16 protein-coding genes and 2 pseudogenes are annotated in these 23,382 nt (G+C 62.0%); 10 read left to right on the top strand and 8 right to left on the bottom strand.

Translation table 11 applies throughout. The features are described from left to right. Positions 1-4: 4 nt before the first annotated feature. Entirely contained in the window at positions 5-709 is a 705-nt protein-coding gene (locus tag VQ02_RS05175; protein WP_048443094.1) for a Crp/Fnr family transcriptional regulator, read from the top strand. Between the two features lie 3 nt (positions 710-712). Here VQ02_RS05175 and VQ02_RS36740 read toward each other — a convergent pair whose 3' ends face one another. The 5 genes from VQ02_RS36740 to cyoA all read right to left on the bottom strand — a co-directional run bounded on the left by VQ02_RS36740 (position 713) and on the right by cyoA (position 5,553). Beyond that, positions 713-1,258, bottom strand: coding sequence for a hypothetical protein (locus VQ02_RS36740; protein WP_157080503.1), 546 nt, complete (start codon positions 1,256-1,258; stop codon positions 713-715). A gap of 146 nt (positions 1,259-1,404) precedes the next feature. Continuing rightward, on the bottom strand, positions 1,405-1,749 hold the full coding sequence (gene cyoD, locus VQ02_RS05165) for a cytochrome o ubiquinol oxidase subunit IV (RefSeq protein WP_048443092.1): 345 nt from the start codon (positions 1,747-1,749) through the stop codon (positions 1,405-1,407). Then, positions 1,746-2,378, bottom strand: coding sequence for a cytochrome o ubiquinol oxidase subunit III (gene cyoC / locus VQ02_RS05160; protein ID WP_048443091.1), 633 nt, complete (start codon positions 2,376-2,378; stop codon positions 1,746-1,748). The genes cyoD and cyoC overlap by 4 nt, the downstream gene beginning before the upstream one ends. A gap of 1 nt (position 2,379) precedes the next feature. Beyond that, the gene (cyoB, locus tag VQ02_RS05155) at positions 2,380-4,377 is read right to left on the bottom strand and encodes a cytochrome o ubiquinol oxidase subunit I (RefSeq protein ID WP_048443090.1); all 1,998 of its coding nucleotides are present in this window, start codon (positions 4,375-4,377) and stop codon (positions 2,380-2,382) included. A gap of 21 nt (positions 4,378-4,398) precedes the next feature. Then, positions 4,399-5,553 (bottom strand): ubiquinol oxidase subunit II, encoded by a 1,155-nt coding sequence (gene cyoA, locus VQ02_RS05150; RefSeq protein ID WP_048443089.1) that lies wholly within the window; start codon positions 5,551-5,553, stop codon positions 4,399-4,401. 151 nt (positions 5,554-5,704) lie between these two features. Here cyoA and VQ02_RS05145 point away from each other — a divergent pair, with 151 nt between their 5' ends. From VQ02_RS05145 to VQ02_RS36735, 4 genes and pseudogenes are all read left to right on the top strand, one after another. Continuing rightward, a complete protein-coding gene (locus VQ02_RS05145) occupies positions 5,705-7,027 on the top strand; it encodes an MFS transporter (protein WP_048443088.1) in 1,323 nt (440 codons plus the stop codon). A 102-nt stretch (positions 7,028-7,129) separates the two neighbouring features. Further along, positions 7,130-7,443 (top strand): annotated as a pseudogene (locus VQ02_RS05140) (transposase); the annotation flags it as partial. A 451-nt stretch (positions 7,444-7,894) separates the two neighbouring features. Continuing rightward, positions 7,895-9,427 (top strand): annotated as a pseudogene (locus VQ02_RS05135) (methyl-accepting chemotaxis protein). Continuing rightward, the gene (locus tag VQ02_RS36735; protein WP_157080502.1) at positions 9,387-9,761 is read left to right on the top strand and encodes a hypothetical protein; all 375 of its coding nucleotides are present in this window, start codon (positions 9,387-9,389) and stop codon (positions 9,759-9,761) included. The pseudogene VQ02_RS05135 and the gene VQ02_RS36735 overlap by 41 nt, the downstream one beginning before the upstream one ends. Before the next feature lie 385 nt (positions 9,762-10,146). Here the strand turns inward: VQ02_RS36735 and VQ02_RS34620 are convergent, their stop codons facing one another. Beyond that, positions 10,147-13,074 carry an EAL domain-containing protein gene (locus VQ02_RS34620; RefSeq protein ID WP_167350710.1) on the bottom strand — a complete coding sequence of 976 codons (2,928 nt, stop codon included), beginning with the start codon at positions 13,072-13,074 and terminating at the stop codon, positions 10,147-10,149. Between the two features lie 12 nt (positions 13,075-13,086). Then, the gene (locus tag VQ02_RS05125) at positions 13,087-14,862 is read right to left on the bottom strand and encodes a cache domain-containing protein (RefSeq protein ID WP_165088694.1); all 1,776 of its coding nucleotides are present in this window, start codon (positions 14,860-14,862) and stop codon (positions 13,087-13,089) included. A 751-nt stretch (positions 14,863-15,613) separates the two neighbouring features. Here VQ02_RS05125 and VQ02_RS05120 point away from each other — a divergent pair. The 3 genes from VQ02_RS05120 to VQ02_RS05110 all read left to right on the top strand — a co-directional run bounded on the left by VQ02_RS05120 (position 15,614) and on the right by VQ02_RS05110 (position 19,393). Next, on the top strand, positions 15,614-16,126 hold the full coding sequence (locus tag VQ02_RS05120; RefSeq protein WP_048443086.1) for a recombinase family protein: 513 nt from the start codon (positions 15,614-15,616) through the stop codon (positions 16,124-16,126). A gap of 71 nt (positions 16,127-16,197) precedes the next feature. Then, the gene (locus tag VQ02_RS34615) at positions 16,198-16,629 is read left to right on the top strand and encodes a hypothetical protein (protein WP_157080501.1); all 432 of its coding nucleotides are present in this window, start codon (positions 16,198-16,200) and stop codon (positions 16,627-16,629) included. 1,015 nt (positions 16,630-17,644) lie between these two features. Continuing rightward, positions 17,645-19,393, top strand: a complete 1,749-nt coding sequence (locus VQ02_RS05110; RefSeq protein ID WP_048443085.1) for a methyl-accepting chemotaxis protein — start codon at positions 17,645-17,647, stop codon at positions 19,391-19,393. Between the two features lie 150 nt (positions 19,394-19,543). Here the strand turns inward: VQ02_RS05110 and VQ02_RS05105 are convergent, their stop codons facing one another. After that, positions 19,544-20,089, bottom strand: coding sequence for a PAS domain-containing protein (locus VQ02_RS05105; RefSeq protein ID WP_048443084.1), 546 nt, complete (start codon positions 20,087-20,089; stop codon positions 19,544-19,546). Between the two features lie 247 nt (positions 20,090-20,336). Between VQ02_RS05105 and VQ02_RS05100 the strand changes: the two genes are divergently transcribed. Continuing rightward, a complete protein-coding gene (locus tag VQ02_RS05100; protein WP_063838466.1) occupies positions 20,337-20,546 on the top strand; it encodes a type II toxin-antitoxin system ParD family antitoxin in 210 nt (69 codons plus the stop codon). Between the two features lie 41 nt (positions 20,547-20,587). Beyond that, positions 20,588-23,377, top strand: coding sequence for a hybrid sensor histidine kinase/response regulator (locus VQ02_RS05095; RefSeq protein ID WP_053080244.1), 2,790 nt, complete (start codon positions 20,588-20,590; stop codon positions 23,375-23,377). Positions 23,378-23,382: the final 5 nt, after the last annotated feature.

Genomic DNA, 23,382 nt, shown 5'->3' with positions numbered 1-23,382 from the left:
GCAAATGAACAATCTCTGCGCAGGCTGCGCTGTTCGTGATCAAGCGTTGTGCGGCAGTCTCAGCGATGAAGAGCTTACGGCGCTGAATAGTGTCGGCCGTCGCCGCCATGTCTCGGCAGGCACCACTGTAATGTGGTCGGGCGCCGAAAATCTTCTTTGTGGCAATCTTCTAGACGGGATTTTGAAGATGGCCGCAGCTGCAAGTGACGGACGCGAGCAGATCGTTGGTCTTCTCTATGCAGCTGACTTTTTTGGCCAACCCTACGCAGATGAAGTCGACTTCACGATCACGGCTCTGACCGACGCGGAGCTCTGCACGTTCCCCCGGGGAGCCTTCGAGCACGTTCTCGAGCATCATGTGCGCCTGGAGAACCTTCTGCTTCAGCGCACTCTCAAGGCGCTCAACGAGGCGCGTGGACGCATGCTGACGCTGGCCCGCATGTCCGCCACGGAAAAGGTGACTAGCCTGCTGCTCGAAATGGCTGCGCGTGCGGGACCCTGTGGGTGCTCGGCGAGCCATGGCGGGCCTGTGACGTTCGACCTTCCATTGACGCGAGGCCAGATGGCGGACGTGCTCGGCATCACCATCGAGACCGTGAGCCGGCAGCTGACAAGGTTGAAAGGTGCGGGGCTGATCGCCCTTTCAGGCAGCCGAACCGTGGCGATTGCTGATCTTGGTGCGCTCAAGACGCAGATATCTGCGGCCTAAGCATCAGGCCACCCGACGACAGAGCCCATTGATCAGCAAAGACTTTCCGTCAGGTGTCAGGCTTTCGTGGCCGAGCATGAGGATTGCAAGCTCCTCGAGTACCATCGCCTGGCGACTCGCGGCGAAGAAGCAGCGCAGCATGTAGCCAAACGTCTCAGCCGAAATCCTCGCGTTGGCAGTCGGTGTGGTACCAAGCGCAGCAATCAGATCCTGCGCATGGATCAGGTCGTCGATGTGCCGAAGATCGACGTGATGTATCAGAGCCTCCGCCAGAGGGCTCTGAAGGGAACGACCGAAGGTCTGGGTGACGAGAAGATCCTCGTGTTCCGCCGCACGCTCGACATACGCTTCGAGCGCCTCTCGCAACCGCCCGGCCTCCATTTCGTTGGGCCAGACAGGAAGTTTGTCGGCACAGGCTTCGAGTTGATCACACAGGTGCGCCAGCCGCTCGTGCCGAGCAATGAGATCATGTAGTTCAGCCTCTGGAATGCCAGTCCCGTCTCCCAAGGAGGACACAACGTTGTACGTAAGAGACTGTAATGCGCTCATGAAGCTCTCCTATGCAGGGTAGCTTGCTGCTGCCCCAGCCGCGATCGCACCTTGTTCAACGAGCTGGAGGCCAGGCAGGAACACCTTCTTGTCAGAGGATTTCCCCGCAACGGCCTCGTCGTGGTCAGCGCGCCCGTACCCAGGCGCTAGGGCATCGGCATCATGTTTGTGTTGAGGTGGTACATCACCCAAACGGAGCCACCGATCGTCAGGATCACAATGACCGCTGTGAACAGGAAGGCTAGTAGCGTCCATCCCTCCTCGGATTGAGTGTCGAGGTGGAGGAAGCTGACGACGTGAACGACGATTTGAACGAGTGCGAGCGCGAAGATAATCGCTGCCGTCCAGCCCGGATCGTGCAGCGGCCGAGCCATGACCAACCAGAACGGAATAACAGTGAGAATGACCGCAAGCGCACAGCCAGTCCAGTAGCTGCGACGGCCATGCCCGCGGTTACCGTCACTAGCGACGTGCAGAGAATGAGTGCTCACCGGATCACTCCATACAGGTAGACGAAATTGAACACGCCGATCCAGATGATGTCGAGGAAGTGCCAGAACATCGACAAGCAGACGATCCGACGCTTGATTTCACCGTTAAGTCCATTCTGACCAATTTGGACCAGCATCACCGCGATCCAGATCAGCCCAACGGTGACGTGCGCGCCGTGAGTGCCAACCAGGGTGAAGAAGGCGGACAGGAACGCACTGCGTTGCGGGCCGGCACCCTCGGCGATCAGGTGTGCGAACTCGTAGAGTTCCACACCAACGAAGGCGGCGCCGAGCAGCCCTGTCACCGCGAGCCAGCGCCTCGTCGAGCTGAGCCGGCCCGCTTCCATGTGGGGGATGGCCTGCCCGAAGGTGATTGACGAGGCGAGGAGAAGCGCTGTGTTAAGGGCAACAAGAGGTATGTCGAAAATCTGCCGTGGGACAGGCCCTCCAGCATAACTGGTGCTCACCACGCCGAACATAGCGAACAGCGAGGCGAAGATGAGAGCGTCGCTCATCAGGTAGATCCAGAAGCCCAGGATCGTGGCGCCGCCACCATGATCATGATCTTCCTGGTCCAAATGGTGCCAGGTGATAGCAGACTCTTGGGTGTTGAGTGCGCGATCAGTCATGTCAGGCCTCCATACCAAGCAGCCGCTGCCGCTTGCTTTCCGTTCGCGCGACCTCATCCGCGGGGATGTAGAAGTCCCGTTTGAAATTGAAGGTGTGCCCGACTGCAACGATCATCAGGGCGATGAAGCTCAAAGCAGCGAGCCACCACATATACCAGACCATACCGAACCCGAGCGTGAACGATAGACCAGCGATAATCACGCCTGCGCTGGTGTTTTTCGGCATGTGGATCGGGCGGTAGCCGCTTGCAGGACGCTCGTAGCCGCGCGCCTTCATGTCGTACCAGGCATCCAGATCGTGCACGACGGGCGTGAAGGCAAAGTTGTAGGCGGGCGGCGGCGAGGTGGTGGACCATTCGAGGGTCCGACCGTCCCACGGATCACCCGTCGTGTCGCGCAACTTCTCGCGCTTCACGAAACCCATCACGATGCTCATCACGAAGCCGAGGATGCCGACCAGGATGATGAGGGCGCCGATGGCGGCGATGACGAAGTAGGGTTGGAAGCTTGGATCGTCGAAGTGGCGGACGCGGCGGGCGGTACCCATCAGCCCGACCACGTAGATCGGCGTCCAGGCCACCCAATAGCCGATGACCCAGCCCCAGAAGGCAACCTTGCCCCAGAACGGGTCGAGCTTGAACCCGAACGCCTTCGGGAACCAATAGACGATGGCCGCAAACAGGCCGAACACGACGCCGCCGATAATGACGTTGTGGAAGTGCGCCACGAGGAAGAGCGAGTTGTGGAGCACGAAATCAGCGGGTGGAATGGCGAGCAGCACACCCGTCATGCCGCCCACCACGAAGGTGAGCATGAAGGCAACCACCCACATCATCGGCAACTCAAACCGGATGTTGCCGCGATACATTGTGAAAAGCCAGTTGAAGATCTTGGCCCCCGTGGGGATCGAGATCACCATCGTGGCGATCCCGAAGAACGAGTTTACAGCCGGACCTGCGCCCATGGTGAAGAAGTGGTGCAGCCAGACAAGATAGGACAAGATGGTGATGACGACGGTTGCGTACACCATCGATGAATAGCCGAACAGTCGCTTGCCGGTGAAAGTGGAAGTGATCTCAGAATAGATCCCGAACGCGGGCAGGACAAGGACGTAGACCTCCGGGTGACCCCAGATCCAGACCATGTTCCAGTACATCATCGGCGCGCCGCCGCGATCGTTGGTGAAGAAGTTCGTCCCGACGTAGCGGTCCATCATGAGCAGGAAGAAGGCGGCGGTGAGCGCCGGAAAGATCGCGATTGCCAGCACGTTCGAGCAGAGCGCGGTCCAGCAGAAGACCGGCAATTTCATCATGGTCATGCCGGGTGCGCGCATCTTGACAATGGTCGCCACCATGTTGATCGCCGACAGCGTCGTACCGACGCCAGCGATCTGCAAAGACCAGAGATAATAGTCGACACCAGTGTCTGGACTGTAGTCGAGACCTGCTAGGGGAGCGTAGGACAACCAGCCCGTGCGGGCGAACTCGCCCACGAAGAGCGAGAGCATGGTGAGCGCCGCACCGGCAGCCGTCAGCCAGAAGCTCAGGTTGTTGAGGAACGGGAAGGCGACGTCGCGCGCGCCGATCTGCAGCGGCATCACGTAGTTGATGAGCCCGACCACCAGCGGGATCGCCACGAAGAAGATCATGATCGTTCCGTGAGCGGTGAAGATCTGATCGTAGTGGTGGGCCGGGAGGTAACCCTCGTTACCGCCGAAAGCGATAGCCTGCTGGGCCCGCATCATGAGCGCGTCGGCAAAGCCGCGCAGCAGCATGATGATGCCGAGGATCACGTACATAATGCCGATCTTCTTATGATCGACGCTCGTGAACCATTCGCGCCAGAGATAGCCCCACAAGCGGAAGTAGGCGATAGCACCTACAATGCTCAATCCGAGCAGCGCGACGACGATGAAGGTGCCGAGCAGGATCGGCTCGTGGATCGGGAACGACTCCAGGCCGAGGCGGCCGAAGATCGTCTTGATTAAGGTGTCGGTCATAGCGGTCTCAGGGGCGAGAGATCAGGCGCGCGGCGAGCGCGGAGCGCAGATAGCCGGAAGCGGATCGGTGGCTGACTGGTCTCGGTTCTTGGGATCGCCCGGCTTGAGCTGGCCGGGTGGCTCGGGCTGCACGGGCTTGGTGACGTTCGGGCTCGTGCCCTTCTCCTGCGGCGCCTTCTGCAGAGCGGGCTTGGCCCGCTCGCCCGTGAGCGGCTCGGCCTCGCGACCGGAGGGCATGCCGTGCCCCATGTGCGAGTCGTGCGGGTTACCGCCGCCTGCCTGCATATCCTGACGCATGATATCGATCATGCAGGGCTTGCCGGGCTCGATGCAACGGTTGACTGCGCGGTCGAACAAACCCTCCTGGACCGGGGCGAAGCGCATCACCGGCACCTTCTCGCTCGGCTTCACGAGCTCGAGCATCTTGGGCAGGTCCAGGGAGTTGCCCGAGGCCTTCACCTCTGCCACCCAGCGTTCAAAATCGGCTGTCTCGACGCCTCGCAGCTTGAAGCGCATGTCGGAGTAGCCGCGGCCCGTGTAGTTGCCGGAGTAACCCCAGCTCTCACCGGGCTTGTTGAGCACGGCATTCAGCTCCGAGCGCATCGTTGGCATGGCGTAGATCATGCCGGCGAGGGTCGGGGCGTAGAAGGTATTGAATTGGTCCGTGGAGGTGATGAGGAAGCGCACCGGTACGTCCACGGGCAGCGCGAGCTCGTTCACGGTCGCGACCCCGAGGTCGGGATAGATGAAGAGCCACTTCCAATCGAGCGCTACGACCTGGACGATCAGCGGTTTCGTATCGGCTGGGATAGGCTTGTCCGCCGAGATGCGCTCCAAAGGCCGAAACGGATCAAGCAAGTGCGTGCTCGTCCAGGTCACCGCACTCAAAGCGATGATGATGAGCAGCGGACAGGACCAGATCACCAGTTCGAGCGTCGTCGAGTGATCGAAATTGGGATCGTAGACCTTGTTCGGATTGCTTGATCGGTAGCGGTAGGCAAACACGACGGTCAACACCATCACCGGTACGATGATGAGGAGCATAACGGCGACCGAAAACAGGATCAGGTTACGCTGCTGAAGCGCGATGTCCCCGGTTGGGTTCATCGTGACCATGTTGCAGCCGCCGAGCAGGAACGGCAAAACGAGGGGCGCGAGGCCAAAGGCCCGTTTCATGAGACGAGATCCAGGGCTGAACATGGCTCCCGGATAGAGGTCTTGGAGCCCGCGGACTTTGACCGCGGTCAAAGCTCGTCGGAATGGCTGCCTCTATGGCGGTCGAGAGGTCCCGTAGTCGCGTGACGGAACGGACGAGAGGATTGAAGGAATGGCTGCCACACCCGCCAGTGCTGCGAGCTCGACACCCCTGGAGCGCGACGCCCGGCTCGTGAACGCGAGAGAGCATCGGGTCCGGCCCGGCGAGATCGCAGTAGGCGTCATCATCGGGCGGTCGTCGGAGTTCTTCGACTTCTTCGTCTACGCGATCGCGTCGGTACTGGTGTTCCCGTCGCTGGTTTTTCCGTATGCCGACGCCCTGACTGGCACGCTCTACTCCTTCGCGATCTTCTCGCTGGCGTTCATCGCCCGGCCTTTTGGTGCGTTCCTGTTCATGTGGATCGACCGGCGGCATGGGCGCGGAGTCAAACTGACCACGGCACTCTTCCTGCTGGGAGGCTCGACGGCCGCGATGGCGTTTCTGCCGGGCTATGCGCAGGTCGGCCATGTCGCCGCCGTTATCCTGGCCCTGCTCCGGATCGGACAGGGCTTCGCCCAGGGTGGCACGTGGGATGGGCTGCCATCGCTCCTCTCGCTCAATGCACCACCGGAGAGACGCGGCTGGTTCGCCATGATCCCTCAGCTTGGGGCACCAATTGGCATGTTCGTGGCCAGTGCCCTCTTCGCGTTCCTGCTGGTGACGCTGAAAACAACTGATTTCCTCGAGTGGGGCTGGCGCTACCCGTTCTTCGTCGCCTTCGTCATCAACGTGGTGGCATTGTTTGCCCGCTTGCGATTGATTTCCACCCCCGAGTTCGAGCGGCTGTACGAAAGCCGTGAGTTGCAACCTTCTCCTCTGGCGAGCCTCCTCCGCGAGGAAGCGCGAACGGTCGTTCTCGGTGCCTTCGCGCCGCTTGCGAGCTTCGCCCTCTTCCACCTTGTCACGGTATTCCCCTTGTCATGGGTCGTCCTCACATCGAGCGAGGCGCCGCTGCGCTTCCTTGTGATCGAGTTGGTAGGAGCTGTTGTCGGTTTGGTGGCTGTGATCGCATCCGGCATCCTTGCGGATCGCTTCGGTGGCCGGAAAGTGCTTGCCGTCTCAGCAGCCCTCATTGGAGCCTATAGCGGGTTTGCACCGCAACTGCTCAGCAAGGGCCCGGGCGGCGAGTGGTCATATGTGTTGCTTGGCTTCGCCCTGCTGGGACTTGGCTTCGGCCAGTCGTCTGGGGCTTTGAACTATAGATTTTCTTCCAAGCACCGTTACACGGGTGCGGGAACGACAGCCACGGCCGCGTGGTTCATCGGAGCCGGCTTTGCGCCGCTCGTCGCCTTGCTGCTGGCAAGCTCCTTCGGACTGATCTCAGTAGGTGCCTACCTCCTCTCCGGAGCGGTGTGCACACTTGCAGCGCTCGCGCTCAACCGATTGGAAGATTAGGAATACTGTTGCGCACGAGCGCACGACGTCCCCCCATAGCTCTGGTTCAGCCTGAGTGCGAGTTTTCCGGTTTTGTGAGCCCATGACGGGAGGAGCAGAGCCGTGAAGAAGAACAGGTTTACCGAGGAGCAGATCGCCTTCGCCCGGAAACAGGCTGAGACCAGGACACCGGTGGCGGAGGCGCTGCGCCGGATTGGGATCTCCGAGCGGACGGTCTACCGCTGGGAGAGTCTCTACGGCGGCTTGGGCACGGGCGAGCCACAGCGCCCGAAGCAGATGGAGGAGGAGAACCGCAAGCTTAAGCGGTTTGTGGTCGATCTGAGCCTCGACAAACACATCCTGCAGGACGTGCTCGCAAAAAAGCTCTGACGCCTGCTAGCCGACGCGAGCTCGTGCACCAGGTTCATGAGGCTCATCTGCTCCTGCCCGCTTGATGCTAGTGCACTGACGCCGACGAAAGCACCACGCCCGATCTCGCCAACCGCCTGCAAACGCAGCGGAAATCGCAACGAACTATGTACCTTTTGAAGGCGTCAGTGCACTAGCGCTGTATGGCAGGCCATCCGCTTCGGGTCGCGATTAGATTTCGACCGTAGCATCATACATCATTAAACCTTCATTTAACGGTGAAATGTAAAGTTATGGTAAGCAATTTTTTGTGTTTGTCATCCAAGTTATTAACCTTCACAAGAAGTTGATGAGATGTTGCGACTTTCCGATCTCAAGATAGTCACGAAGATATTAGTTCCATTAGTGTTTGTGTCGACAATTGCAACAGGACTGGTGTACTATGCTCATACAGCCTTTAGCGCTTTGAGCGACCGAACTTAGAATATTGTCGATGTCCAGGTTGCCAGACTCGAAAGCATGTTAACGGTTCACATCAACGTGAATGAGGCACTAGTTCAGAACCGGAACATCATTATTGAGGCACGCGAAGCCGAAATGGCAGATTACAAAGCTCGCTACGATCAAGCCGCAAAGAATACATACGACGCAATTGATAAGACTATCACTCTTGCAGACACATCAGAGCGTCGCTCAACGCTCAAGGATTTGCGTAAAGAAGTCGAAGCATTTTATAAAACTCTAGACCGGTCGGCCGAAGCAGGACTTAAGAGCGAGCCTGCTACGGCGAGCGAAATCGCTCTTTTTGAGGGCGCTGCTGCTCGCACGAAAGTTCGGTAGTTTGTTCAATCTCGCCTTAATATTCTTACAAGTGAGTTGACAGACGCAAAGCGTGACGCACAGGAAAAAGCGGACGCCGCCACGATGCGACTGACCGTGTCGGCCATCGCAGGGTTGTTTCTGACCTTTGTTCTCGCTATTTACATTACTGCCTTCGGCATTACTCGCCCACTCTCGAACTTGGTTGGTGTCCTGCAAGGCATGGCCAAAGGCAACATCGAGGCTAAGATTCAAGAGTCGGCCCGGCGAGACGAGATTGGTCTCGTGGGCAAGGCGGTTGAGGTTATCAAGGCTCTGGTGGCGCAGAAGGCTGCCGAACAGGCCGAGATCAAGCACATCGCCGATGAGGCCGCGACCGTTGAGCGGCGGCGCGCGACGGCTGAACTCGCCGACGTCTTCGAGCAAGCGATCGGCGGCATCGTTGGCATGGTCTCTGCCTCTGCGACCGAGTTGCAAGCCACGGCCTCTACGATGACTGCAACCGCCGCCGAGACGGCTTCGCAATCTACGACTGTTGCGGCAGCAGCCGAGCAGGCAGCGTCTAATGTCAGCACCGTGGCGGCGGCATCAGAGGAACGAGGCGCCTCCGTTCAGGAGATCGGGAGGCAGGTGCAGGGCTCGGCTTCCCTCGCTCAGGTTGCCGTCAGCGAGGCGGATCGCACAGCACTCCTCGTCGAGGAACTCACCGTGGCCGTCACGAAGGTGGGCGACGTCGTCGGGTTGATTTCTACGATCGCAAGCCAGACGAACCTTCTGGCGTTAAACGCCACCATCGAGGCGGCTCGGGCAGGCGCTGCTGGCCGGGGCTTTGCGGTAGTAGCCGCCGAGGTCAAGGAACTCGCCGCGCAGACCTCCCGGGCAACGGACGAAATCGGAGGGCATATCGGACGTATCCAGGGTGTGACGGGTCAGGCGGTCTCAGCCATTGGCTCGATCACGGCGCGCATTCACGAGATCAACGTGGTGACCACGACCATCGCCTCGGCGGTCGAGGAGCAGAGTGCGGCGACGCAGGAAATCGTGCGCAACGTCGCCCAGGCAGCCACCGGGACGGCCGAGGTGACCTCGAACATCGTCGGCGTCGCCTAGGCGTCAGAGGATACCGGCGCTGCGGCCAGTCAGGTGCTCGCCTCCGCGTCTGAACTCTCCCGACAGTCCGAGCATCTCACGAATGAAGTTCATCGCTTTCTTCAATCTGTTCGCGCTGCATGAAGGTTCGAAGATGGCTGACATCTGTATTTTCCCTGAAAAATGCATGAGTGATCATCAAGCAGACCGCTTGTGTTTCGAGTTTTCCAAGGCAGATATCGCAGGTGTTGATCTTGGATCCCGAACTAAGCATATGCGATCGCTCAGTCAAGAATTGGATCTGACCTGCGACATAATTCGGTCAGAGATAAAAAAGATAGAGGATATGTTGATCAACCTTGATCTTCCTCATGAGGGCATAGGAGCACTGGCGCGAAGCGTTATAGCAGATGCAGAGAACATAAAGAAAATCGTCTTCATGTTTGCCGATGTAGCAACACAACAAGCATCTCCGTAGTTTTCTCGTAGTGTCATGCGTGACACACGCGATGATCTATGCCGGGCAGGCGGTTCGATGCACTTGCATTGTAACAAGGAGCCTGCCCGGCCATATCCCCAAATGCGGGAAGTTCATCGATCGACGTCATCCACGTAGCTTTTGCGAAGATAACTTCAAAGATCGCATTCAACGGTCTGCGCAAATAGCGGTTTGTGATGATGAGAGGAGATGACAATGGCGCGAGTGTCGCCTAATAACTGGTATAGAGGCAATTCAGAATGATACAACAATTTTAAATAAAATTAGTGTGCACGGGCGAAATCTATACTATCACTTATGTAATGACATCGATTGTTTACGGATAAGTCCGCAAGGTTCGCCGCCCGCTTTGCTACCAAGTCATTTAACTTTTCGAGGCATGAGATTTTAGGGTATGTAATTCGAGCAACCGCTGGGGTTTACCAAACAGGTAACCCTGGACCTGTTCGCAGCCTTCTGCACGAAGGACCGCGAGTTGCTCCTGTGTTTCAACACCTTCGGCTGTGACTGTCATGCCCAGACCTCGTCCCAGGCTCACGATCGCGCGCAGGATCTCCATCGCCGCCGTATCCGCGATCGAGACGAGGAAGGAGCGATCGATCTTGATGCGACCGAACGGGTGCTGGCGCAAGTAGCTCAGGGAAGAATACCCGGTACCAAAGTCGTCTAAAGCCAAATGAACTCCGATACTCCGTAGACTGGCTAAAACATCTTTCACCAAGGGACTATCGCCGAGCAGAACGCTCTCGGTAATCTCCAACTCCAGCCGATCAGGTGGCAGCGCAGCATCGGACATGGCCGCACGAACGGTCGCGCCGAAGCTGGCGTGCCGAATCTGGATCGGCGAGATGTTGACCGCGACCCGGACATGCTCGGGGAGATCCCGCGCGTCCCGGATCGCCGTCCGCAGCACCCACTCGCCGAGCGGCACGATCAGACCCGTCTCCTCGGCAAGCGGGATGAACTCTCCCGGCGAGATCAGACCGCGTGTCGGATGTCGCCAGCGCACCAGCGCCTCGACCGCCACGACCTTGCCCGAGGCAAGGTCCACGATCGGCTGGTAGTGCAACTCGAACTCGCCTCGACGCAGGGCGAGACGCAGATCGAGTTCGAGGCGCCGCCGCTCCTCGGCCGCCTGATCCATCCCGGGCTCGAAGAACCGGTAGGTGTTCCGGCCATCGTGCTTGGCGCGGTAGAGCGCGAGGTCGGCGTGACGCAGCAGGCTCTCGGTATCCTGACCGTGCCCGGTGCTGATCGCGATGCCGATGCTGACGCCGATACCAATCTGCTGCCCGTCGATCCGGATCGGCTCGCGCACGACCTCGACGAGGCGTTCGGCAAGGTTCCTGACGCCCTCCAGGCGCAGCGCCCCGCCGAGCAGGATCGCGAATTCATCGCCCCCGAACCGCGCGACCGTGTCCTCGACGCGCAGCGCGGCCCGGAACCGACGCGCGACCTCGCAGAGCAGGGCATCGCCCGCGAGATGGCCGAGGCTGTCATTGACCGCCTTGAAGCCATCGAGATCCAGGACCATCAGCACGCAAAAGCCTCCATGACGGCGCACTTCCGCCAACCGCTGCTCGACGCGCTCGCGGAACAGCGCGCGGTTTGGCAGGTCGGTGAGCACGTCGTGGCGGGCCATATGGGCGATCTTAGCTTCGGCCTGCTTGCGTTCCGTGATGTCGACGCTGATGCCGAGGACGCTGATCGCCTGCCCATCGGGTCCCGTCGTCACACGGCCCATGCTCATGATCCAGCGCTGGGATCCATCCGGCTGAGGTACGCGGTACTCGATCCTGAGGGTCTCGCCCGTCTTCAAGGCTTGCTCGACCTCGACTGCCAGGGTCGTCAGATCGTCGGGCTGGATCGCCGCCGACCACTCGTCGCGTGTTACCGGGGAGGTGCGATCCTCGGGAAAGCCGAACAGCCGCAGCGCCTCCGGCGAGAGTACCGCGCTGCCGTCGAGCAGGTTCCAGTCGAACAGACCCGCCCCCGCCGCCGCCTGGGCGAGCCGGAGGCGGTCCGTCGTGACCCGCAGCGACTCGTGAGCCGAGATGATGTCTTCGATATCGAGGGCCGTGCCCAGGTACTCGACGACCTCGTCTCCCTTGCGAACAGGAGTCATCACCAACTTGTGCCAGCGGTAGGCGTCGTCCCAGCGGCGAAGACGAACCTCGATGTCGAAGGGCTGGCCCTCTGAGCAGCAGCGAGCCCACTCGCGCGCGACGCGCTCGGCATCGTCGGGGTGGTTCCGTTGGACCCGGGCCGTGCGCGCCGTGCCGATCTCACCGAAGTAGTCCACGAACCGCGTGTTGCGGTAGAGCAACTCGCCATCGCTGACGCGCATGACCCAGACCATTTGCGGCAGCCCATCAGCGAGGACGCGGTAGCGCGCCTCGCTTGCCAGGACCTGATGCTCGGCCCGCCTGCGCTCGGTGACGTCGCTGTACGTTCGTACCGCCCCGCCCGCGGCGAGCGGCACCGTGCGGATCTCAAGGATCCGGCCATTGGACCGTTCGCGCTCGTAGACGTGATGGGTCCTCTCCAGTCCGGAACTCTTCACCCACTGTCGCATGAACTCGGGCGACTGGCGGAACTCGTCCTGATCGAGTTGGTATTGACGAACCTGCGCGAAGGTCGGCTGCGCCCGCATCATCTCGGAGGGCAGGTCGAGCATCTCCATCGCGCGACCGTTGCAAACCCGAACGACGTCGAACTCGTCGACCATCATCAGGCCCTGGTCCATGTGCTCCAGGGTGGCGTTGAGGACAGAGACGGTCTCGCTGCTTTTCCGCTCGGCGTTCGCCCTTGCGCGTCGCGTTTCGTACTCCCGCAACTGAGCGACGACGACTTCACCGAGGTCGCGAAGCTGGTCGATCTGCTCCGCGAGGAAGGTGCGCGGCCACGTGTCGATGACGCAGAGTGCGCCGACCCTGAGCCCTGGGGCAAGGACCAGGGGAACGCCTGCGTAGGCTCGCAGGCCGGGATCTCCGGTCACGAGCGGGTTGTTCCGGAACCGGATGTCCCGAGCGAGGTCCTCGACGATCAGAACGTCGTCGCTGAGAATGGTATGGGCGCAGACCGCGACGTCGCGCGGCGCATTCTCGACCTCAAGGCCGCACTTGGCCTTGTACCATACGCGGTCGTGCTCGACGATTGAGACGAGGGCGATTGGCGCATCGAAGATCCGGCGCAAGACCCGACAGATCGCGTCGAATTGCGCCTCGGGCCCTGTGCCGACAGCAGCCAGTCGATGAACAGCTTCCAGGCGCTCGCCTTCGCGATCCAGCATGTGGTGCATAGTCTACGCACTTTTCAGAGCATCGGTGGACTGGGAGCGCCGGTCATGACCCTGATAGAGCTTGCTGGTGCTGCCCTTGCGGCGGTCCATCGGACCCACCCGGAGCGCGTGTACGAAGGCGCGAAGCTGCTCCTCGATCAGCGAGGATTGCGACAGCATCGCCTTGGTCACCTCAAGAACCGCGCCCGCATGCTTCTCCGTCTCACGCGCTCCCGAGCGCACCTCCGAGATGTTCAGGGCGAGCTTCTCTGTCCCATCGGCTGCCACCTGCACGCTGCGGGCGATGTCGCCGGTCGCGGCATTCTGCTGCTCGACGGCCGAGGCGACCGCCGTCGTCGCCGTCAGGATGTCGTGCATCATCGTGACCAGTTGCTCGTTGGCCGCCAGGACATGGCGCGTGGTGGCCTGGATCTCGCCGACCCGAGCGACGATCTCGTCGCTGGCGCGCGCTGTCTGACCCGCCAGCATCTTCACCTCCGAGGCAACCACGGCGAAGCCCTTGCCTGCCTGCCCGGCGCGCGCCGACTCGATCGTCGCGTTCAGGGCGAGCAGGTTCGTCTGTGAGGCGATCGACTGGATCGACCCGATCACCGCCGCGATGCGCTCGCCGACCTCCGCCATCGCGTGCGCCTGACGCGCGGATGCCGTCGCGGTCTCGCTTCCCTGGCGCACGATCTCGGCTACCCCCTGCACCTGCCGGGAGATCTCCTGGATCGAACTTGAGAGTTGATCGGTGGAGGCCGCTACCATCGTGACGTGCTCGGAGGTCTGGCCCGACACTGCTGTCGCGGCATCGGCCTCCTGGGAGGTCTGGGTCGAGATCGACGTGAGGGCCTCGGCAGTGCGCTGCATCTCGGCGGTATTGCCCGCAACGGTGCTCACGACGTTGCGCATCGCGCTCTGGAAGGCGGCAAGGCTGGCCTCAAGCTCTCCGTTGCGCTTGGCCTTCTCGTGCTCGGTTTGCGCGGCCTCCTCCTCCAGGCGCTCGCGCGCGATGGCGTTGTCGCGGAACACCAGCACGGCCTTGGCCATGGCGCCGATCTCGTCGCGCCGGGCAACGGACGGGATCTCCTGCTGGAGGTTACCATCCGCCAGCCTGCGCATGACGCTCGCCAGATGACGGATCTTCCCGGCGATCGAGCGCCCGATCATGACGGCGAGAAGGGCAATCAGTCCCGCCGCGAGAACGACGCCCTTGAGCAGGCCGAAGAGCGCGGTGCGAACCTGAGCCGCGGTATCATCGGCGTAGACGCCGGAGCCGATGACCCAGCCCCAGGGCTCGAAGCCTTTGACGTAGGACAGCTTGTCGACGGGCTGGTCCTCGCCGGGCTTGGGCCACTGGTAGGGCACGAACCCGGCACCGGACTTGCGCACGACCTCGACCATTTCGACGAAGAGGGTCTTGCCGTTCGGGTCCTTGGAGGTTGTGAGGTCGGTGCCGTCGAGCTTCGAGCGGGTCGGATGCATGATCATGCGTGGGTGCATGTCGTTGACCCAGAAGTACTCGCTGCGGTCGTAGCGCATCGCCTTCAGGGCTGCTGTGGCCAGATCCTGCGCCTGCTTACGGTCAAGCTTGCCGGTGCGTTCTTGCTCGGCAAACCCGGCGACGAGACTGTGCGCGGCTTCGACCAGTTGGCGGGTCTTCGTCATGCGCGCATCGACAACGGCATCGCGCAGGGCGAAGCCCGCGAGGACAACGATGACTGCGATGCCAAGAACCGCTGCGGCTGTGAGGACGTGAAGTTGTGTCCTGATCCCGAAAGACAATTTCTCCTCCATGGGCTCGACCCTTCTCGCGAGTGCGCTTCCCATCGCCGATAGTTCCGACGCGTGTCTTTCATTCAACTTCAGAAATAATTTATGAATGCTGAATCAATTGGAAAATACTCATAATTATTTGGTTGAACGAATTATATAAATCGGTATAGTCTTTTTCTCTCCGCGACTGGAGATGCTGTGCTAACGATGACGCTGAGAAATCTTAGTTTCCAGAACCGAATAATGAGTATGCGCGGACAAGCTGAACTTGCCGCCCTCATTCACCGCCGCCTTTTCGGATGATCGATCATCGTCAGATCTGGGTCAGGGACGACGTCTAGGCACGGATAGCAGCTAGCGACGTGGCCGCCCTGATCCGGACCGAACTACGGGATCGAGCGCCTCTTCAAGTGGCATGCCCTTTCGGAGGCGCGCGTCAAGCGTCTTGGGTTTGAGCCCCTCGGCCTGAGCTATCTGGGGACAGTCATCTCCTGGCCGTTGTGCGTGTACCGCTGGACGAATGCGCGCCCGCGGCTCGCCTGCCCCTTGGTGCCCCAAACCCCAGAGTCGTCGCGCCGCGACGCCCGAGGTCATTCCGGCAGGGCTCGACGCGGCGGCGCGCACCACGCGCGTTGGCGGGATGCCCGGCATAGACTCGATGGGGGCAAGGTTGAAGCCCGGGCAGATTGTCAAGCAGGATCAGCGACTGTGCACAGCTATTTGGCGGTTTGAGCCGCTGGAGGCGGCGAACTTTACACGATCAAACGAACGTATGATGCGGCCGGAGTTGATCCGGGCACGCGCCGCCGCCAACAAGCACAAGGCGACGTTGATCGTCGCCCGCCTCGATCGGCTCAGTCGCGACCTCGCCTACATCGCAACCTTTCTGCGCGGCGAGCGGCGCGGCAGGCGCTACGTTGAGACACCCTTCACCGCCGTCGACATGCCCCATGCCGACCGCCCGATGCTCCAGATCATGGGCTGGTTCGCCGACGTCGAGCGCCAGAAGATCTCGGAGCGCACCAGGGCTGCCCTCGCGGCTCTCAAGGCGCGCGGCGTGACGCTCGGGAGCCCACAGCCCGAAATCGGTTCAAGGGCGGGCGTTGCTGCCCGGCAGGCGCGCGCCGAAGCGTTCAAGCTCAAGGTTCGGCGATCGATCGAGGATATTCGAGCACGCGGGATCACGACCCTTAGCGGGATTGCGGCCGAACTGAATGCACGCGGCATCGGCACGCCGAACGGCAGCGCCTGGACCGCGACACAGGTCAGCCGGGTACTCGCCTGACCCGACCATACATACTTGCAAGAATGACAGTGCCACCTGCGGGACCTGCCTGTGAGATGACCTTGGACCCAATGACAACCAACATCGCCGCTTCCCTTCGGAGCGTCCGGCGGCGCATTGCCGAGATCGAGATGCGCTCGTCGGCACGCGCCGCCGGGATCGAGAAGCTCTATCAGATGGGGGAGAGTTCGTCGGATGCCGAGGCTGACCTCTATGATGATCTCGACACTCTCCTGCTCCTGCGGGTCCAGCAGTGGACGCTCCAAAGCATGCTGGAGCACGCTGGGGGCCCCACGGAGGAGGATCTCAGTATCATCCAGGCGAAGATCGCCGAGATCGAGCAATTGCGCGGTGCTCTCGAAGAGCCGCCTGAAAACCACGCGGGGATCGTGTCGTTCCGCGCAGTTACCCATCTCATGCGCGAACTTGATGACACTCTTTCGGTGTTGCGAAAGTCGCAGGTTCGTCCAGGATTGATGCAACGAGGTGACATCAGTCCCTGAATTTTAGCATGAGCTTCACTGACGATCGGGCGCGTTCACGAATTACGTTAGGCATCGTGCCCCCCCTCTACTCATCCGACGAGGATGCTGTCAGGCTGTGCCGTTTGCGCGGGTAGTTAGTAACCTTCAGCCAATATCGTGATGATCTTGTTCAGACAAGATGTAGCTTGACTGTTAGATTTCGGCGACATCGTTCGGGAACTCTTTGCGTGAGGCGCGCGTTAGGCTTTCGAGAAGAGTCTTCATCTGTCTCCTCAGTACAGCGCGCCCGTCAAGGTCCTAACCCTCTGGCGGGCGCTCTGCCGTCCAAGAACTCCTCCGAGCGATTACCACTCATTACCCCTCCCTTTGTGCGAGTACAGGGTGAGAGATGAGGCACCCGAACATAGCCTCATCTCTCATGATTTTCCCTGGCGCCACCAAAATGAGTACGGCGTTGCTGCCGCTGGCTGTGGATGCTGATGAACGCTTGCAGTGAAGCCGAGAATTTGTCGAAAACGTTGTCGACTAGGCCAACAGGTCTAATGCGCTTCGGTCTTCGATTTGACCGAAAGCGCACCTTTCATTAACGATTGCAAGTATAGTTGCTGGTATAATCCGGAACCAGACTCTGGGTCACGCTCTGGCGCTCGCCGAGCACCACGCTCTTCGACTGCATCCGCATGATCGTTCAGACGCCGAGTGGTCGGGCCTTACGGAGCAAGGCGCTCGTCGTCGGCTTCGTGCTGCTCTGTGGACTTGCACCTGTCGTCCTGGCGCTGTGCCCCCGCCCTGGGGAGCCGGTCGCCGTCGTGACCTTCGTTCCAGACGCGCCGCTGCCGCGTGCGATTACTGCTGCGGGCGGACAGATCCTCTGGTTGTCGACCCACGGCCACGTGGCCGTCCTTCATGCCTCACGTCCTGATCTCGTTGAGGCCCTGTACCGCGCTGGCGCGACCCTGGTGCTGGCTGCTTCCCCCCTGAATGGCTGTCTCCCTACCGCCGCTACGTCCTCCTTTCGGCAGGCTCCACGCTCATGACCACCCCCAACGGCCTCGATCGCCTTCGTCGCGCATTCCTGCCCGTCCTGCTCACCGGGCTCGGCTTGCTCTATCTCGCCGTCGTCGTCGCGGCGTGGATCACCAGTGGGCAACCTCTTGCTGTCGCGAGCGTGGGCGGGGCGCTCCTCAGCGTGGTCTTCATCGCGGCCTACCAGTCAGGCGCTGCGCTCGTCACCCGTCATCTCTCCTCCGCCGCCACGATGGCCCTGGTCGGCCTCCTCGTGTTCTCCCTGGCGGGGACGCACCTCCAGATCGACATGCACATGGTGTTCTTCGCGGCCCTGGCCGTGGTCGCTGGCTGGGGCTGCTGGTCATCTGTCGTGATCGCGACGGCTGTGGTCGCCGTGCATCATCTCGCGCTCAACGTCGTCTACCCAGCCGCTGTGTTCCCGAACGGGGCCGACTACGGTCGGGTCGTCCTGCACGCCGTCGTCATCCTGATCGAGGCTGCCGCTCTCATCCTGGCTGCACGTCAACTGACCCGCGCCATCGCTGAGTCCGAGCAGGCAGCCGTCGCGGCTGCGCAAAGCGCGACGGCGCAACGCCTCGCTGAGCAGACCGCGCAGCAGGAGCGTGGCTTCGAGGTTTACCGGCAGCACTCCCTGGCCGAAGTGGTCACAGGCTTCCGGGATCACCTGATCGAGGTCGAGCGGCAGGTCGAGGAGCAGACGATCGGCATGCGCGAGACCGCGTTGGCCTTGAGCGGCGTTGCCACGCAATCCAGCCGACAGGCGTTGCAGGCGCGCTCAACCGCGACCGCCATCGCGCAGAACGTGCTCTCCGTCTCTGCGGGCACCGAGGAACTGAGCGCCTCGATGGCGGGGATCGTGACGCAGACTGGACAGGCGCGCGACCTGATCCAGCGGATCAGCGATGAGGCCCGAACCACCAACGTCGACGTTCGGGAACTCGCCGCGACGGCCGAGCGGATCGGAGCCGTGATTGGGCTGATCAAGGCGATTGCGGATCAGACGAACCTACTGGCCCTGAATGCCACGATCGAGGCCGCACGGGCGGGCGAGGCGGGACGTGGCTTCGCCGTCGTTGCGGCCGAGGTGAAGGGCTTGGCATCCCAGACGATGCGAGCCACGGACGAGATCGTCACGCAGGTCAGCGCGATCCAGGGCTCCACGGGCAAGACCGTGAGAGCCATCGATGGGATCGCCTCCTCGATGCAGGAGATCGAGGGCCTGACGGTCGCGATTACCCAGGCCGTGGCCGAGCAGCAGAGCGCCACGGCTGAGATGTCACGGACGATCGCACGGGTGGCGCAAGGCAGCACGGATGCGCGCGAGGGGGCCGAGGTTGTGGCCCACGCAACGCAGGAGACGCAGCAGCACGCGGAGGAGGCTCTGGGCGTGTCCCAGACGCTCCGGACTGTTGCCCAGACCCTGACGCACTCCGTGGAGGAGTTCGTCAGCGCCGTCACCCGTGATCTGTCTGAGCGCCGTGAAGCCCTGCGCGTACAACTCGACGAACCTGTGATGGTGCGGATTGATGGCCGGGAGAGTGCCAGCCGCCTCTGTGACCTCTCGCAGTCAGGCGCGCGCATCACCATCGTGCCGGGCCTTGCAGTCGGTAAGAAGGTCGACATGACCTTCGCAGATGGGCAATGCGTTCAGGCCGAGGTGATGTGGGTCTCAGCCGAGATGGCAGGGATACAGTTGATGAAGAGAGTCAGGCACCCAGCCTTGACGCATGCGAACAAGGCTCATGCGGCGTAGGAATGGTTCAGGGGCTTAGGGTTTATGCATGGATTAAGCTCAACTGAACCGCCTGCACGCTTTCGCCGACTTCGACATCAACTATCTCCACCTCCGCCCAAGTTCGGCCCCTCCCGCTCGCATGCAGTTCAGGTCTGACCCGATCCGGCTTCAGTGAACATTGCCGCCGTGGGTGGCATGCCCCTGCTGGGACAGAAGCTTTCCGACCTGGAACAGGGAGATCTCGATCATCTGCATCAGCACGGTATCTCGCGCAGCTTGCGCGGCGCTGTGTGCCAGCATGAGATGATCGGCAACTCGATCAAGGGGGCTGAGCGGCTCGAACCCGGGTGACGGCTCTGGCGGATTGAACACATCAAGCTGGGCGTCCGCCGCTGTCGGCTGGTGCTCGCCGCCACTGCTCAGTGATCCGAGATACCCTAGGAACACCGACGTGTCCGGGCTGAATGACGGGATCGCACTGCTGCGGACCCAGATGTACTCGGACGTCCTGGATCGCAGCCGATACGTCATGGTGAAGCTCGCGGCTTTCGCAAGAGCCTTCATGAAGGCTTTCGCAACGAAATCCCGGTCTTCGGGGTGGATCATATCGAGCCACCCGCTCCCACATGCCTGTTCGGTATCCTGACCGGTCATCTCCTTCCACTCGCGGCAGACGTATGCAATGTGACCACGCTGATCGGCCGCCCAGATCATCCGACGCCTCCCACAACACTGCCTTACCCCGCCTACGAGGTCTGAGCAAACGAGCGGCATGGCTGTAAGATCCGCGGGGGCATTCGACGTTGTCTGAACCTCCTCACTGCACCATTGGCCTCTCACGCCTGAAAGGAGCGAGCGCGGGCCAGTGAAACCTGGGGGCCAGTCCCGCTCCCGGAACCTTACTGCCCCGTTGGCACTTGTTGGCTGTCCCGGTAGGAGGGGCACCAAAGTACCGGCATCCATGCGTCAAGCCAGAACCATGAACGTGTCCCTCAGCCCCGAACTGCACGCCTTCGTTGCGGACAGGCTTGCTACGGGGCGGTTTGCCAGCGCCAGCGAGGTTGTGCGGGCGGGCCTGCGCCTGTTGCAGGAGGATGAACGCAGGCGCGGCGCACCTCAGGGCGCGATGCCATCCTCCGTCTCCGGAGAGGGCGGCAGGACCGCCCTGTGACACCTGTTTTCCTGGCGGGCGGCGGCGGGACCGGCGCTCTGATGCGTGCAGCGGACTGGTCCGCCACTCCCCTCGGCGCTCCTGACGGCTGGCCTGCCGCTCTCAAGGCCCTCGTCGGCGTGATGCTCGGCTCGCACCAGCCGATGCTCATCGTCTGGGGGCCCGAGCACATCACGCTCTACAACGACGGCTACGCCGAAATGTGCGGCACCCGGCACCCGGCAGCCCTGGGCCGCCCCTTTGAGGACCTCTGGCACGACATCTGGGAGCAGGTCGAGCCGATCCTCACGCGCGCCTACGCGGGCGAGGCGACGCACATGAGCGACATCGCCTTCACCATGCACCGCAACGGCTACCCGGAGGAGGCCCACTTCGCCTTCGGCTACACGCCCGTGCGTGACGGGGACGGTGCGGTTGCAGGCATGGTCTGCGCCTGCGTCGAGACCACGAGGCAGGTCCTGGCCGAGCGGCGCCTGCGCGAGAGCGAGGCGCAGGCGAAGGGCGTGCTCGAAGGCATGGCCGAGGGCTTCCTGCTCCTCGATCCTGAGTTTCGCGTCATGCAGATCAACGCCGAGGGCTTACGCCTGGAGCGACGCTCCGCGCCTGAGGTCGTCGGACGCACGCTGTGGCAAGCGTACCCTGGCTCCGAGGACAGCACGATCGGCGGCCTCTACAGGCACGCGATGGCAGAGCGGGTTCCGGTCAGCCTGACCCACTCCTACACCTGGGAGGACGGGCATCAGGCATGGTTGGAGATGCGCGCCCACCCCGCGCCTGATGGCGGGCTGGCGGTCTTCTACCGCGACGTCTCGGATCGCGTTCGCGCCGACCGGGCTGTGAGCGAGAGCGAGACGCGCTTTCGCAACATGGCCGATCACGCACCCGTGATGATGTGGGTCACGGACCCGGACGGTGCATGCACCTATCTCAACCGGCGCTGGTACGAGTACACGGGCCAGACGCAAGCCACTGGTCTCGGGCTCGGCTGGCTTGATGCCGTGCACCCCGACGACCGCGGCTGGTCGGGCGAGACGTTCCTGGCCGCTAACGCGAGGTGGGAGGCATTCCGCCTTGAGTACCGCCTGCGCGGCGCGGACGGGCAGTACCGCTGGTTCATCGACGCGGCTGATCCGCGCCTGGGCGAGGATGGCACCTTCCTCGGCTACATCGGCTCGGTGGTCGACATCCACGACCGCAAGCTGGCCGAAGAGCGCCTCGCCGAGATCACGCGTCGGCTCGACGCCGTGCTGAGCAACACCACGATGGCCATCCTGATGATGGATGAGCGGCAGCAGTGCATCTACATGAACGCCGCTGCCGAGACCCTCACCGGCTACACCCTGGCTGAGACACAGGGACGGCCTCTGCACGATGTGGTTCACCACACGCGACCTGACGGCAGTCCCTACCCGTTGTGCGAGTGCCCGATCGACCAAGCCCTTCCTGAAAACGAGCAGGAGCAGGGCGAGGAGATCTTCGTGCACAAGGACGGCTCGTTCTACCCCGTCGCGTTCACCGCGAGCCCAATCCGCAACGACGCCGGAGTGCCGATCGGCACGGTGATCGAGGTACGGAATATCGAGCAGGAGTTGCGGGCCAAGGCGCAGATGGACGCCTTCAACGCGACCCTGGAGCAGCGCGTCACCGAGGAGATCGCTCAGCGCGAGAAGGCCGAGGAGCAACTCCGGCAGGCCCAGAAGATGGAGGCGGTGGGTCAGTTGACCGGAGGCATCGCTCACGACTTCAACAACCTGCTCGCAGGCATCTCGGGCAGCCTCGAACTGCTCCAGTCACGCATGAGCCAGGGCCGCCTCACTGACGTCGACCGCTACATCGCCGCGGCTCAGGGAGCCTCGAAGCGAGCCGCTGCCCTCACACACCGCCTGCTGGCCTTCTCTCGCCGCCAAACGCTCGATCCCAAGCCGACCGATGTGAACCGCCTGATTGGGGGCATGGAGGACCTGCTTCGTCGCTCGGTCGGACCTGCTGTCGAGGTCGAGGTCGTGGGGGCAGCGGGTCTGTGGCCCGCGCTGGTGGACCCGAACCAGCTTGAGAACGCGCTGCTGAACCTGTGCATCAACGCCCGCGATGCGATGCCGGATGGCGGTCGCATCACCATCGAGACCGCCAACAAGTGGCTGGATGAGCGCACTGGGCGCGAGCGCGATCTTCCACCCGGCCAGTACCTGTCGCTGTGCGTGACCGATACCGGCACCGGCATGACGCCGGAGGTGATCCAGCGCGCCTTCGACCCGTTCTTCACCACCAAGCCGCAGGGTCAGGGGACGGGCCTGGGCCTTTCGATGATCTACGGCTTTGCCCGTCAGTCGGGCGGGCAGGTGCGGATCTACTCGGAGGTGGGCCAGGGCACGACGATGTGCCTCTACCTGCCACGTCACTACGGCGATGCGCAATTGGTTGAGAGTGGCGCTGATCTCTCCGACGCGCCTCGCGCCGAGCAGGGCGAGACGGTGCTGGTGGTCGACGATGAGCCGACCGTGCGCATGCTGGTGACAGAGGTTCTGGAGGAACTCGGCTACGCGGCGATCGAGGCGGCGGATGGTGCGTCGGGGCTGAAGGTGCTCCAATCGGACGTGCGCATCGACCTGCTCGTCACCGATGTCGGGTTGCCGGGTGGGATGAACGGACGCCAGATGGCGGACGCGGCCCGGGAGCGTCGGCCCGACCTGAAGGTGCTGTTCATCACCGGCTATGCGGAGAACGCTGCTATCGGCCACGGCCACCTGGAGCCCGGGATGCAGGTCCTGACCAAGCCGTTCGCGATGGAGGCGCTCGCGTCTCGCATCAAGCTCCTGATCGGCGGCACCTGATCGCC

The sequence above is a fragment of the Methylobacterium variabile genome, assembly GCF_001043975.1.
Lineage (GTDB): Bacteria > Pseudomonadota > Alphaproteobacteria > Rhizobiales > Beijerinckiaceae > Methylobacterium > Methylobacterium variabile.
Note: the sequence above shows the minus strand (reverse complement) of the source record. Positions and strands in the feature narration are given on the sequence as shown.